Here is a 13,229-nt window from a genome sequence, read left to right as displayed (position 1 = left end):
AGTTGTAGCGGGCGCTGTGCGCACCGAAACGTCCTCGCGAGATTGCCGGTGCTGCGGCCATTGAGCCAGATGCCCAATTCTTGATGCAGACATAGCAACAAAGAGCCCGCCGGATGGCGGGCTTTTTTGGTGCAGCGGCATCAGGCCTGGAAGATGATCCGGCCGTCGACCAGGGTGTAGCGCACCTTGCCCGGCAGGCAGTGGCCGATGAAGGGGCAGTTGTCGCCCTTGGAGTTCCAGGTTTCGCCGGCCAGGGTGGAGGCTTGCGGGTCGAACAGCACCAGGTCCGCCGGGGCGCCCACGGCCAGGCGGCCGGCGGGCAGGCGCAGGGCGCGGGCCGGGCCGGCGGTCAGGCGGGCGAGCAGGGTGGGCAGGTCGAGCAGGCCGTCCTGCACCAGGGTCATGGCCAGCGGCAGCAGCAGTTCCACGCTGCTGATGCCCGGCTCGGTGGCACCGAAGGGCGCGAGCTTGGCGTCCGGCTCGTGGGGCTGGTGGTGGCTGGAGATGGCGGAGATCACGCCGCTCTTCACCGCCTCGCGCAGGCCGTCGCGGTCGGCGCGGGTGCGCAGTGGCGGCTGTACGTGGTAGAGGCTGGAGAAGTCGATCAGCGCCTCGTCGGTGAGGATCAGCTGGTACATCGCGACATCGGCGGTGACCGGCAGGCCGCGGGCCTGGGCTTCGGCGATCATCTGTGCGCCACGGGCGCTGGTGAGCTGGCTGAAGTGGGCGCGCACGCCGCTTTGTTCCACCAGCAGCAGGTCGCGTGCCAGGGCCACGGTCTCGGCGGTTTCCGGGATGCCGGCGAGGCCGAGGAAGCTGGCGGTCGGGCCTTCGTGGGCCAGGCCGCCTTCGGCCAGCGAGGCGTCCTGGGAGTGGAAGATCACCGTCAGGTCGAAGGTGGCCGCGTATTCCAGGGCGCGGCGCTGAATGCGGTTGCTGGCGAAGGTGGCCAGGCCGTTGCCAAAGGCCACGCAGCCGACATCGCGCAGGGCCACCAGCTCGGACAATTGCTCGCCGGCCAGGCCCTTGGTCAGGGCGCCGATGGGGAAGACCTTGGCGTTGCCGGCCTCCTGGGCGCGGTCGAGGATCATCTCGGCCACGGCCGGCGTGTCCAGCACCGGGCGGGTCAGGGGCGGGCAGCAGAGGCTGGTCACGCCGCCACTGGCGGCCGCCAGGGTTTCGCTGGCGATGTTGCCCTTGCGGCTGTAACCGGGCTCGCGCAGGGCGACGGACAGGTCCACCAGGCCGGGAGCGGCTACCAGGCCCTTGGCGTCTATCTGCTTGTCGCTCTCGAAGCCGGCCGGGGCCTTGCCGAGGGCGAGCACTTTGCCGCCTTCGAGGAAGAGGTCGGTGACCTGGTCGTGGCCGCTGGCCGGGTCGATCAGGCGGGCGCCGAGGATGTGGGTTCGCATCAGTTCAGTTCCTCGGCTTCCAGGTTCAGTTGGCGTTGTGCGGCTTGGCCGCTCATGGCCATGGAGAGCACGGCCATGCGCACGGCGATGCCGTAGGTGACCTGGTTGAGGATCACCGACTGGGCGCCGTCGGCCACGGCGGATTCGATCTCGACGCCGCGGTTGATCGGGCCCGGGTGCATGACGATGGCGTCCGGCTTGGCCAGCGCCAGGCGTTGGGTGTTCAGGCCGTAGAGCTTGTAGAACTCGCCCTCGCTGGGCAGCAGGCCGCCCTGCATGCGCTCGCGCTGCAGGCGCAGCATGATCACGACGTCCACGTCCTTCAGGCCTTCGGCGAGGTCGGTGTAGACCTTCACGCCATACTGCTCGACGCCCACCGGGATCAGGGTCTTGGGTCCGATTACGCGGATGTCCGGGCAGCCCAGGGTGCGCAGGGCGAGCATGTTGGAGCGGGCTACGCGCGAATGCAGCACGTCGCCGACGATGGCGACCGAGAGGTTCTCGAAACTGCCCTTGTGGCGGCGGATGGTGAGCATGTCGAGCATGCCCTGGGTCGGGTGCGCGTGGCGGCCGTCACCGCCGTTGATGATGGCCACGTCCGGGCAGACGTGCTCGGCGATGAAGTGGGCGGCGCCGGAGTCGGCGTGGCGCACCACGAACATGTCGGCGGCCATGGCCTCCAGGTTGCGCAGGGTGTCGAACAGAGTCTCGCCCTTGCTGGTGGAGGAGGTGGAGACGTTGAGGGTGATGACGTCGGCGGACAGGCGCTGGGCCGCCAGCTCGAAGGTGGTGCGGGTGCGGGTCGAGTTCTCGAAGAACACGTTGCACACCGTCTTGCCGCGCAGCAGCGGGACTTTCTTCACGGCGCGGGCGCCGACTTCGAGGAAGGAGTCGGCGGTGTCGAGGATTTCCGTCAGCAGCTCGCGGGGCAGACCGTCGAGCGAGAGGAAGTGGCGCAGCTGGCCCTGGTCGTTGAGCTGCAGCGGGCGCTTGGCGTCTGTCGGCATGGGGCAGGCCCTGAAAGGTTACGAGGAATCGGGAGGATCAGGCTGGCGAAGCGAGGTCCTGGCGCTCGAGGGTGAGCGGCGCGGGGCCGAGCAATTTTACCCGTTCCGTGGCGCCCAGGGACAGGGTCGCGCCGACCACGTCGGGGCGGATCGGCAGCTCGCGGGCGTTGAGGTCGAGCAGGCAGACCAGGGTCACGCTGGCGGGGCGGCCATAGTCGAACAGCTCGTTAAGGGCCGCGCGCACGGTGCGTCCGCTCATCAGCACGTCGTCGATCAGTACCAGGTGCTGGCCTTCGACCTCGAAGGGTAGCGCGGAGGGGCGCACTTGTGGGTGCAGGCCGCTCTGGGTGAAGTCGTCGCGATAGAAGGAAACGTCCAGGGTGCCCATGGGGACCGACTGGCCGAGGGCTTCCAGCAGGGCCTGGGCGACCCAGACGCCACCGGTGCGGATGCCGATGTAGCGTGGCTCCGCGATGCCTCGGGCCTTGAGGTGGGCTTGCAGGTCGCTGGCCATCCGCGGCAGCAGTTCGGCGGGGTTGGGCAGGGTCATCGGCGGTCCTCGCTTAGGAAGTTGCGGAGTTTTCGGCCAGCCAGCCTTCCAGCAGGAGTGCGGCGGCCAGGGCGTCCACCGGGCGCTCGCGGTAGCCGCCGTGCTGGCCCTGGGCCAGGCGATGTCCCTTGGCTTCGAAGGTGGTCAGGCGTTCGTCATGGGTGAAGACCGGCAGGTTGAAGCGGCCATTCAGGCGCCGGGCGAACTTTTCCGCGCGGGCGCTCATGTCGCTGGGGCTGCCGTCCATGTTCAGTGGCAGGCCGACGACCATGGCATCGGGCTGCCATTCGCGGATCAGGGCTTCCACCTGTTGCCAGTCGGGCACGCCATTCTGCGCCTTCAGCACGCGCAGTTCGCGGGCCTGGCCGGTCACGGCCTGGCCGACGGCGACGCCTATCTGTTTGGTGCCGTAATCGAAGCCGAGCAGCAGGCGCAGGGGTTTGGTTTCGGCCATCAGGCGTGCCCGGCCTGGGCGGTGAGCAGGCTGAGGTTGACCCCCAGGCGCGCAGCCGCAGCAGCCAGGCGCTGGTCGGACGCTGTATCGAAGAGGATGGCCAGGTCCGCCGGGCAGGTCAGCCAGGCATTGTCGCTGAGTTCGGCCTCCAGCTGGCCGGCGTCCCACCCGGCATAGCCGAGGGCCACGAAGCTCTTCTGCGGGCCGCTGCCGTCAGCGATGGCGAAGAGCACGTCCTGGGAGGTGGACAGCGCCAGTTCGCCCAGCTCCAGTGTGGCCTGGTAGCTGTAGCCGGTGGGATGCAGGACGAAGCCGCGGTCGGTCTGGACCGGGCCGCCGGCATAGATGGGCAGGCCCTGGCAGCGCGCCGGCGGGTTGACTTCCGGGCGCAGCTGTTCGAGCACGTCGCTCAGGCTCAGGCCGTTGGGACGGTTGATCACCAGCCCCATGGCGCCTTGCTCGTTGTGCTCGACCAGATAGGTGACGGTCTGGGCGAAGTTCGGATCGGCCATGTGCGGCATGGCGATCAGGAAATGGTGCTTGAGGTAGCTCGGTGCGCTTTTCATGTCGGCTAGTTTCAGGCTTAAGACGGCAGGCTTCAAGCGGCAACGCAACCGCGTGATTCGGCAACCCTGGTTGAAGCCTAGAGCCTATTCCGGCTTGCCGCTTTCAATTGCTCGACAGGCGGTCGCCGCGTTCGAAACGCCAGGTGCGAATGATTTCCAGGCGGTCGATGTCGGCCAGGTCGCCGGTGAAGGGGGCGAAAGGCGCGGCGAGGCGAACGATGCGCATGGCGCCCTGGTCGAGTACCGGCTGGCCGGAGGATTCCAGCACCTGTACCTCGTAAAGGGTGCCGTCCCGGTTGATCGACACCAGCAGTCTCAGATTGCCGTATATCCGCTGGCGGCGGGCTTCTTCCGGGTAGTTGAGGTTGCCGACGCGCTCGATCTTCTTGCGCCACTCTTCCTTGTACCAGGCGCCCTTGTCGCGCATGGTCGAGGCGGCGCTGAGGCGGTGGATGCGCGGGCGCTTGGCGTAGAGCTGGCGCTCCTTGTCCAGCTCGGCCTCGAGGCTGGCGATTTCAGCGGAGAGCTGCGAACTGTCAAAGGTCGGCGCCGGCTTGCTTTCGGGCTGGGGCTTGGTCTGCTCGCGCTTGACCGTGGTCTTCTGCGGCTGCGGACTCTTGCTGGCCACGGCGGCCTTGGGCGCTTCCTTCTTCGGCGCTTGCGGCGGCGCGGCGGGCGGGGTGGCCTTGCGGATTTCCTTGTCCTGGAACGGCGCCTTCTCGGTGGTCTTGGGCTTGGCCTTGTGTTCGAGGGTGCCGCTGCCCTGTTGGTTGGCCTGGGCGAGGAAATCGGCCTTTTTCGGCTTCTCCTCGCTCTTGAAGGTGGCCAGGGTGATTTCCAGGGTCTTGCTGATCTGCTGCGGGTCGCCCAGGGTGAAACCGACCCCGAGGATCAGCGCGGCGTGCAGCACGGCGGCGAGGAACAGAGTAAAGCCCAGCCGGTCCGCCGGGCGTACGCCGGCGGACAGTTGGGTGGGAGTATTCACGGCTGCGTTCATCGCCAGTCAGCTTGCTTCAGATAGCCGCGCAGTCTGCCCAAGTCGAGCGGCGAGCTGCAAGCGACAAGCGCCAAGCTGTTAGCTGCGTCAAGCTTGGCGCTTGCGGCCTGCCGCTTTCAGCTTGCCGTCGATGGCATCCATCAGGCGCTCGCCGATGCGCCTGTCATAGGCCTTGTCGATCTCGCGGATGCAGGTTGGGCTGGTGACGTTGATTTCGGTGAGGTGTTCGCCGATCACGTCCAGTCCGACGAACAGCAGGCCTTTTTCGCGCAGGGTGGGGCCGACGATGGCGGCGATCTCGCGGTCGCGGTCGGAGAGCGGCTGGGCCACGCCGCGGCCGCCGGCGGCCAGGTTGCCGCGGGTTTCACCTGCGGCGGGTATGCGTGCCAGGCAGTAGGGCACCGGCTCGCCGTCGATCATCAGGATGCGCTTGTCGCCGTCCTTGATCGCCGGCAGATAGCGTTGCGCCATGATCTGATGGCGGCCATGGCCGGTGAGGGTCTCGAGGATTACCGAGAGGTTCGGGTCGCCGGCGCGGTGGCGGAAAATTGAGGAACCGCCCATCCCATCAAGGGGTTTGAGAATGATGTCACGCTGCTCTTCGGCAAACTCGCGCAGAATGTCCGCTCGTCGGCTGACCACGGTTGGCGGCGCGCATTGGGGAAACAGCGTGGCGAAGAACTTCTCGTTGCAGTCACGCAGGCTCTGCGGGCGGTTGACCACCAGCACGCCGGTCCGTTCGGCCTGTTCCAGCAAGTAGGTGGAGTAGACGAACTCGTTGTCGAAGGGCGGGTCCTTGCGCATCAGGATCACGTCCAGCTCGGCCAGCGGGGTGTCGGTCTCGGCCTCCAGCTCGAACCAGTGTTCCGGGTCGAGGCAAACTTTCAGGGGGCGCATGCGCGCGCGCGCTTCACCGTTTTTCTGGTATAGGTCCTGCTGCTCCATGTAGTACAGCGACCAGCCGCGCTCCTGGGCGGCCAGAAGCATGGCCAGGGAGCTGTCCTTCTTGAAGGAGATTTGCGCAATGGGGTCCATGACGATCCCGAGGCGAACGCTCATGGGGGGGTCTCCGCAACAGGTTTCAAAGGGGCGCGCCGATGGCGGCGGGCCGGTTGGATGAGGCGCTCAGGGTGGCGCCGGCATTGACTGTGGTCAAGGAAAAAACCTTCCCGGGAATGGGACGAATCGCAGATGCGGACGCCGTGTAGCTTGCGTCTGGAGACTGTGCTAAAAAGGCCCGACGATTGGGTCGTAGCCCGTCGGTAGCAGGGCCTCAGGCACATATATAAAGCAGAATAACGACTCACCGAGGCGATGGTAGGGCGAAAATGGAACAGCATTCCGAGGGTTTGAAGGTCATGGTGATCGACGATTCGAAAACGATTCGTCGCACCGCCGAGACTCTGCTGAAAAAGGTGGGTTGCGAGGTCATCACCGCGGTCGATGGTTTCGATGCCCTGGCCAAGATCGCCGATTCCCACCCGAACATCATCTTCGTCGACATCATGATGCCGCGCCTGGACGGTTATCAAACCTGCGCCCTGATCAAGAACAACAGTGCTTTCAAGTCCACCCCGGTGATCATGCTGTCCTCCAAGGACGGCCTGTTCGACAAGGCCAAGGGTCGCATCGTCGGATCCGATCAGTACCTCACCAAGCCCTTCAGCAAGGAAGAGCTGCTCGGCGCGATCAAGACTCACGTCCCCGATTTCACCCCGGTGGAGCAAGCCTCCTGAAGTCCGGCCTGATGGCCGGTGAAGCCTTTCCGTATGGGGAACACCATGGCTCGTATTCTGATAGTTGATGACTCGCCGACCGAGATGTACAAGCTGACCGCGATGCTCGAGAAGCACGGTCACCATGTGCTCAAGGCCGAGAATGGCGCCGACGGCGTGGCCCTGGCCCGCCAGGAGAAGCCGGACGCCGTCCTGATGGACATTGTCATGCCCGGCCTGAACGGCTTCCAGGCGACCCGTCAGCTGACCAAGGACGCCGAGACCAGCCATATCCCGGTGGTCATCGTCACCACCAAGGACCAGGAAACCGACAAGGTCTGGGGCAAGCGCCAGGGCGCGCGCGACTACCTGACCAAGCCGATCGAAGAAGACACGCTGATCAAGACGCTGAACTCGGTACTGGCCGGCTGATGCCGCGCCGGTCCCTGAACCAATAATTATTAGAAACAGGCCAAGGCCGGTCGCCATGTCGGATCCGCAGACTCCCTTCCAGCTCCTCTACGAGATCGACCAGCGCTGTCGCGCGCTGGCGGCGGGCCTGCCTGCGCAACAGCAGGTGGTGCAGAGCTGGAGCGGCATCGGCTTTCGCATGGGCGAGCGCCTGTTCGTGGCGCCCATGGGCGAGGTCAGCGAAGTGCTGCATGAGCCGCGCCATACCCTGTTGCCGGGCGTGAAGAGCTGGGTCAAGGGCGTCGCCAACGTGCGCGGACGCCTGCTGCCGGTCATGGACCTGTGCGGTTTCTTCGGCAATGAACTGTCGCCCCTGCGCAAGCAGCGACGGGTTCTGGTGGTGGACCACCAGGAAATCTTCGCCGGGCTCATCGTCGACGAAGTCTTCGGCATGCAGCATTTCCTGGTCGACGCCTTCAGCGAGGAATTGCCTCCGCTGGAGGCCAGCATCCAGCCCTTCATCCATGGTGTCTTCCACCGCGAGCAACCCTGGCTGGTGTTCAGCCCTCACGCGCTGGCGCAGCATCAGGCGTTCCTCGAAGTGGCTGTATAGATTCGACGCGGGGCGCCTGGCGCTCCGCGGTGGTTGCCGGGACGCAGTTCCCGGGGCCGCGGTTTCAAGGTTGGGCCGGCTTCGCCGGCCCTTTGGCGTTACGTGGGAACAAGTGGTTGGTCCAGGCGGGGGCCCGATAATGAAAAGACTGAACTCAGGCAATCTGTTTTCCGGGGTGCGCAGTACGTCGCTGATCGCCGGACTCTTCGTGGTCCTGATCGTCGCCATCGTGCTGCTGTTCGCGAACTTCGCGTACCTCAACACCCAGGCGAACTACGACAAGGAGTACATCAGCCACGCCGGTGAGCTGCGCGTGCTCTCCCAGCGTATCGCCAAGAACTCCAGCGAGGCCGCAGCGGGCAAGGCCGAAGCCTTCGCCCTGCTGAAGGACGCACGCAACGACTTCGAGCAGCGCTGGAACCACCTCGTCAAAGGCGACAGCGCCACCGGCCTGCCGGCCGCGCCGGCCGCCGTGAAAGTCGAGATGGACGCGGTGCAGAAGGACTGGGACAGCCTGCGCAAGAACGCCGACGCCATCCTGGCCAGCGAGCAGACCGTACTCTCCCTGCACCAGGTAGCCGCCACCCTGGCCGAAACCATCCCGCAACTGCAGGTCGAGTACGAGGAAGTGGTGGACATCCTGCTGGAAAGCGGCGCGCCCGCCAGCCAGGTATCGGTCGCCCAGCGCCAGTCGCTCTTGGCCGAACGTATCCTCGGCTCGGTGAACAAGGTGCTGGCCGGTGATGAGGACTCGGTCCAGGCTGCCGACATGTTCGGCCGCGACGCCAGCCTGTTCGGCCGAGTGCTGAACGCCATGCGCGAAGGCAATCCGGCGATGGAGATCTCCAAGGTCACCAATACCGAGGCCCTGGAACGCCTGCAGGAGATTTCCGAACTCTTCGAATTCGTCTCCGGTTCGGTGGACGAGATCCTCGAGACCTCGCCCGAACTCTTCCAGGTCCGCGAGTCCGCCAATACCATCTTCACCGGCTCCCAGACTCTGCTGGACAAGGCTTCCAGCCTGACCAGCGGCTTCGAGAACCTGGCTTCCAGCCGTGACATGAACAGCTTCGCCGGTTACGTGCTGGGCGTGCTGGCCCTGGGCTCGATCATCCTCATCGGCCTGGTGATGGTGCAGAGCACCCGCAACCGCCTGGCCGAGACCGCCGCGAAGAACGAGCGCAACCAGGCGGCGATCCTGCGTCTGCTCGACGAGATCGCCGACCTCGCCGACGGTGACCTGACCGTGGCCGCGACAGTGACCGAGGACTTCACCGGCGCCATCGCCGACTCGATCAACTACTCCATCGACCAGCTCCGCGAGCTGGTGGAAACCATCAACCTGACTGCCGTGCAGGTGGCCGCCGCCGCCCAGGAAACCCAGGCCACCGCGATGCACCTGGCCGAGGCTTCCGAGCACCAGGCCCAGGAAATCGCCGGCGCTTCCGCCGCGATCAACGAAATGGCCGTGTCCATTGACCAGGTATCGGCGAACGCCTCGGAATCCTCGGCGGTAGCGGAGCGTTCCGTAGCCATCGCCAACAAGGGCAACGAAGTGGTGCACAACACCATCACCGGCATGGACAACATCCGTGAGCAGATCCAGGACACCTCGAAGCGGATCAAGCGCCTCGGTGAGTCGTCCCAGGAGATCGGTGACATCGTCAGCCTGATCAACGACATTGCCGACCAGACCAACATCCTCGCCCTGAACGCCGCGATCCAGGCGTCCATGGCCGGTGATGCAGGCCGCGGCTTCGCCGTGGTAGCGGACGAGGTACAGCGCCTCGCGGAACGTTCCTCCGCCGCGACCAAACAAATCGAGGCGCTGGTGAAGACCATTCAGACCGACACCAACGAGGCGGTGATCTCCATGGAGCAGACCACCTCCGAAGTGGTCCGCGGTGCCCGTCTGGCCCAGGACGCCGGTGTGGCCCTGGAAGAGATCGAGAAGGTATCCAAGACCCTCGCGGCGCTGATCCAGAACATCTCCAACGCCGCTCGTCAGCAAGCATCCTCGGCCGGCCATATCTCCAACACCATGAACGTGATCCAGGAGATCACCTCGCAGACCTCCGCCGGTACCACTGCCACCGCGAAGAGCATCGGCAACCTGGCGAAGATGGCCAGCGAGATGCGCAAGTCGGTTTCCGGCTTCAAGCTGCCGGAAACCCAGGACATAGCCTGACCAGGGGAGGCGCCGCGGCTTGAGGCCGCGGCACGACGGCCATGAATCAAGGGCACGACAGCATGCAGCCGGGCGGCGTCTGGGCCTTGAAACCCCTGGCCGACATGACGACAGCGGAGTTCCACGACTGGCGCAAGCTGCTCGAGGAGCGCACCGGCGTGGTGGTCAACGAGCAACGCCGCTCGTTCCTCCAGACCAACCTCAGCGCGCGCATGCGCGAACTGGGGGTGGTGGACTACGCCAGTTACTACCGCCAGGTCACCAATGGGCCGCGAGGCGCCGTGGAGTGGTCGACCCTGCTGGACCGCCTGACCGTGCAGGAGACCCGTTTCTTCCGCCATGGCCCTTCCTTCGACCTGCTCGCCACCTACCTGCACCGGCGAGTCGAGCAAGGCCTGGCGCAGCCTCTGGAGATCTGGAGCGTGGGTTGCTCCAGCGGCGAGGAGCCCTATTCCCTGGCCATGTTGGCGGCCGAGGCGCTGAAAGGGACCGCACAGCCGGATTACTTCGGCGTGACGGGCACCGACATCAGCCTCAGTGCCCTGGCCAAGGCCCGCGAGGGCCTGTATGGCGCCCGGCGCCTGGAGCAACTGGAGGCCGGACTCGCCGGACGCTATTTCCAGGCCCAGGCCGATGGCCGCTACAAGATAGTGCCGAGCCTGGCCGCGCGGGTGTGCTGCGCACGGCTCAATGTGCTGGAACTGGCGAAGGCGCCAATGTCCGGCATGGACGTAATTTTCTGTCAGAACCTGTTGATCTACTTCCGCCGCTGGCGCCGCAGGGAAATCCTCAACCGCCTGGCCGAGCGCCTGGCGCCAGGAGGCCTGATGGTGCTGGGCGTGGGCGAAGTAGTGGGTTGGCAGCATCCGGACCTCGAACCGGTGGCCAATGAACAGGTTCTGGCATTCACCCGGAAGGGATAGCAGACGGCTATGACTGATCGGCACGACTACGTTGCCCTCGAATGGGTAAAGGGCGAGATCGCGGAAACCCTGAAGCAGGCGCGGCAGGCCCTCGAGGCCTTCGTCGAGAACCCGCAGGACCCGACGCGCATGCGTTTCTGCCTGACCTATATCCACCAGGTCCAGGGCACGCTGCAGATGGTCGAGTTCTACGGCGCGGCCCTGCTTGCCGAGGAAATGGAGCGGCTGGCCCAGGCCTTGATGGAAGGGCGCGCGGCCAACCGTGGCGAGGCCCTGGAAGTGCTGATGCAGGCCATCCTGCAGCTGCCGCCCTACCTCGACCGCATCCAGAGCGCCCGCCGCGACCTGCCGATGGTTCTGCTGCCGCTGCTCAACGACTTGCGTGCGGCTCGCGGTGACAACCTGCTGTCTGAGACCAGCCTGTTCGCCCCGGACCTCTCCAGCATGCTGCCAGCGCTGTCCGTGGACACCCTGGCGCGCATGCGCACCGCCGAACTGCCAGTGCTGCTGCGCAAACTGCGGCAGATGCTGCAGACCGCCCTGGTGGGCGTGATCCGCAACCAGGACCTGGCCGCCAATCTGGGCTACATGGCGCGGGTCTTCGCCCGCCTCGAATCTCTCTGCCAGGGCGCGCCGCTGGGCCCGCTCTGGCAGATCGCCTCCGGCCTGGTGGAAGGCCTGGCCAACGGCAGCGTGGTCAACGGCTCTTCCGTGCGCAACCTGCTGCGCCAGGTGGACAAGGAGCTCAAGCGCCTGCTGGAGCAGGGCGCGGACGGCTTCAACCAGGCGGCCCCGGAAGAACTGGTGAAGAACCTGCTGTTCTACATCGCCAAGGCCCCGGCCCAGTCGCCACGCATCCGTGCCCTCAAGGAGCAATACCGGCTCGATGAGGCACTGCCGGATACCGCGGTGGTGGACGAAGAGCGCGCCCGCCTCGCCGGCCCCGACCGCGATGCCATGCGTTCGGTGGTCACCGCCCTCTGCGAGGAGCTGGTGCGGGTCAAGGACAGCCTCGACCTCTTCGTGCGCAGCGACCGCAGTGGCGTCACCGAGCTCGATTCCCTGCTACCGCCGCTCAAGCAGATTGCCGATACCCTGGCGGTGCTGGGCTTCGGCCAGCCGCGCAGGGTCATCATCGACCAGATCGATGTGATCCACGGACTGTCCCTCGGCCAACGCGAGCCCAGTGACGCCGTGCTGATGGACGTGGCCGGTGCCTTGCTCTACGTGGAAGCCACCCTGGCCGGCATGGTCGGCCCGGCGGAGGAGGGCGCGGCGGAAGAAAGCCACCTGCCCACCACCGATGTGGCGCACATCCACCAATTGGTGATCAAGGAGGCGCGCAATGGCCTTGAACAGGCCAAGGACGCCATCATCGAATTCATCGCCTCGCAGTGGAACCACGAGCACCTGGCCCGCGTGCCGGAGCTGCTGACTCAGGCCCGCGGCGGCATGGCGATGATCCCGCTGCCGCGCGCCGCCGCCTTGCTGCAGTCCTGCAACCGCTACATCCAGGAACAGCTGCTGGCGCGCAAGGCCGTACCCAACTGGCAGAGCCTGGACACCCTGGCCGACGCCATCACCAGCGTGGAGTACTACCTCGAACGCCTGTCCGAGGACCACGCCGCCCAGGGCGACCTGATCCTCGACGTGGCGGAAGAAAGCCTGGAAGCCCTGGGCTACCCGCTCAAGGAGAAGCCGTCCATCCTTGATCGGGTGGAGGAAGAGGGGGAGCCGCTGGCGCCCCTGGCCGATCCACTGCAAGAGATCGAAGTGCTGGCCGCCGAGGAATCCGAGCTGAGCCAGCACCTTGACCCCGAGGACGAACCGGAAGCCGTCATGCCGGAAGCGGCCCTGGCGGAATTCCTGGCCTTCGACGCGGCGATATTCCCGGAGATACTGCAGCAGTCGGCTGCAGCAGTATCTCCGGCCGCCGAAAGCGATCTGCTGGCCTCGGACGACAACTGGAGCCTGGGCGAGCTGGCCGCCGAGCCTGCCGCCGAGAACATCGACCTGAGCCTGGACGCTCCCCTGGAACTGGCCGACACCGAAGTGCCTCGGCCGGCCACTGAGAGCGATCCGCTGCTCTCCGACGCCGACTGGGGCCTGGGCGAGCTGGCCGCCGAGCCTGCTGCCGCGAACATCGACCTGAGCCTGGACGCTCCCCTGGAGCTGGCTGCCGCCGAAGTGCCTCGGCCGGCCACCGAGAGCGATCCGCTGCTCTCCGACGCCGACTGGGGCCTGGTCGAGCTGACCGCCGAGCCTGCTGCCGAGAACATCGACCTCAGCCTGGACGCTCCCCTGGGGCTGGCTGCCGCCGAAGTACCTCAGCCGGCCACTGAGAGCGATCCGCTGCTCTCCGACGCCGACTGGGGCCTGGGCGAGCTGACCGC

13 protein-coding genes are annotated in these 13,229 nt (G+C 66.1%); 6 read left to right on the top strand and 7 right to left on the bottom strand.

Going from position 1 to position 13,229, the window contains the following annotated elements; genetic code table 11:
- Window positions 1-140: 140 nt before the first annotated feature.
- From E8F12_RS04385 to gshB, 7 genes are all read right to left on the bottom strand, one after another.
- Complete coding sequence (locus E8F12_RS04385; RefSeq protein WP_280324074.1) at window positions 141-1,412, bottom strand: dihydroorotase; 1,272 nt, start codon at window positions 1,410-1,412, stop codon at window positions 141-143.
- Window positions 1,412-2,419, bottom strand: a complete 1,008-nt coding sequence (locus tag E8F12_RS04380; protein ID WP_280324073.1) for an aspartate carbamoyltransferase catalytic subunit — start codon at window positions 2,417-2,419, stop codon at window positions 1,412-1,414. Before E8F12_RS04380 ends, E8F12_RS04385 begins: the two co-directional genes overlap by 1 nt.
- A gap of 37 nt (window positions 2,420-2,456) precedes the next feature.
- The gene (gene pyrR, locus E8F12_RS04375) at window positions 2,457-2,969 is read right to left on the bottom strand and encodes a bifunctional pyr operon transcriptional regulator/uracil phosphoribosyltransferase PyrR (protein ID WP_280324072.1); all 513 of its coding nucleotides are present in this window, start codon (window positions 2,967-2,969) and stop codon (window positions 2,457-2,459) included.
- A 13-nt stretch (window positions 2,970-2,982) separates the two neighbouring features.
- A complete protein-coding gene (gene ruvX, locus E8F12_RS04370) occupies window positions 2,983-3,423 on the bottom strand; it encodes a Holliday junction resolvase RuvX (RefSeq protein ID WP_280324071.1) in 441 nt (146 codons plus the stop codon).
- The gene (locus tag E8F12_RS04365; RefSeq protein WP_280324070.1) at window positions 3,423-3,989 is read right to left on the bottom strand and encodes a YqgE/AlgH family protein; all 567 of its coding nucleotides are present in this window, start codon (window positions 3,987-3,989) and stop codon (window positions 3,423-3,425) included. Before E8F12_RS04365 ends, ruvX begins: the two co-directional genes overlap by 1 nt.
- A 103-nt stretch (window positions 3,990-4,092) precedes the next feature.
- Window positions 4,093-4,986, bottom strand: coding sequence for an energy transducer TonB (locus tag E8F12_RS04360; RefSeq protein WP_280324069.1), 894 nt, complete (start codon window positions 4,984-4,986; stop codon window positions 4,093-4,095).
- A gap of 87 nt (window positions 4,987-5,073) precedes the next feature.
- Window positions 5,074-6,045 (bottom strand): glutathione synthase, encoded by a 972-nt coding sequence (gene gshB, locus E8F12_RS04355; protein WP_280324068.1) that lies wholly within the window; start codon window positions 6,043-6,045, stop codon window positions 5,074-5,076.
- Between the two features lie 269 nt (window positions 6,046-6,314).
- Here gshB and pilG point away from each other — a divergent pair, with 269 nt between their 5' ends.
- The 6 genes from pilG to E8F12_RS04325 all read left to right on the top strand — a co-directional run.
- Window positions 6,315-6,722: a twitching motility response regulator PilG gene (pilG, locus tag E8F12_RS04350; protein ID WP_003455569.1), complete on the top strand. Its 408-nt coding sequence runs from the start codon at window positions 6,315-6,317 to the stop codon at window positions 6,720-6,722.
- A 45-nt stretch (window positions 6,723-6,767) separates the two neighbouring features.
- A complete protein-coding gene (gene pilH, locus E8F12_RS04345; RefSeq protein WP_280324067.1) occupies window positions 6,768-7,133 on the top strand; it encodes a twitching motility response regulator PilH in 366 nt (121 codons plus the stop codon).
- A gap of 55 nt (window positions 7,134-7,188) precedes the next feature.
- Window positions 7,189-7,725 carry a chemotaxis protein CheW gene (locus tag E8F12_RS04340; protein ID WP_280289527.1) on the top strand — a complete coding sequence of 179 codons (537 nt, stop codon included), beginning with the start codon at window positions 7,189-7,191 and terminating at the stop codon, window positions 7,723-7,725.
- Window positions 7,726-7,864: 139 nt separating this feature from the next.
- Window positions 7,865-9,913, top strand: a complete 2,049-nt coding sequence (locus E8F12_RS04335; RefSeq protein ID WP_280324066.1) for a methyl-accepting chemotaxis protein — start codon at window positions 7,865-7,867, stop codon at window positions 9,911-9,913.
- A gap of 62 nt (window positions 9,914-9,975) precedes the next feature.
- Complete coding sequence (locus E8F12_RS04330; protein WP_280324173.1) at window positions 9,976-10,836, top strand: protein-glutamate O-methyltransferase; 861 nt, start codon at window positions 9,976-9,978, stop codon at window positions 10,834-10,836.
- A gap of 9 nt (window positions 10,837-10,845) precedes the next feature.
- Window positions 10,846-13,229, top strand: a 2,384-nt coding sequence (locus E8F12_RS04325; RefSeq protein WP_280324065.1) for an Hpt domain-containing protein, incomplete at its 3' end; no start/stop codon positions are given.

Source organism: Pseudomonas sp. BN102, from assembly GCF_029871245.1.
Classification (GTDB): Bacteria; Pseudomonadota; Gammaproteobacteria; order Pseudomonadales; family Pseudomonadaceae; genus Metapseudomonas.
Note: the sequence above shows the minus strand (reverse complement) of the source record. Positions and strands in the feature narration are given on the sequence as shown.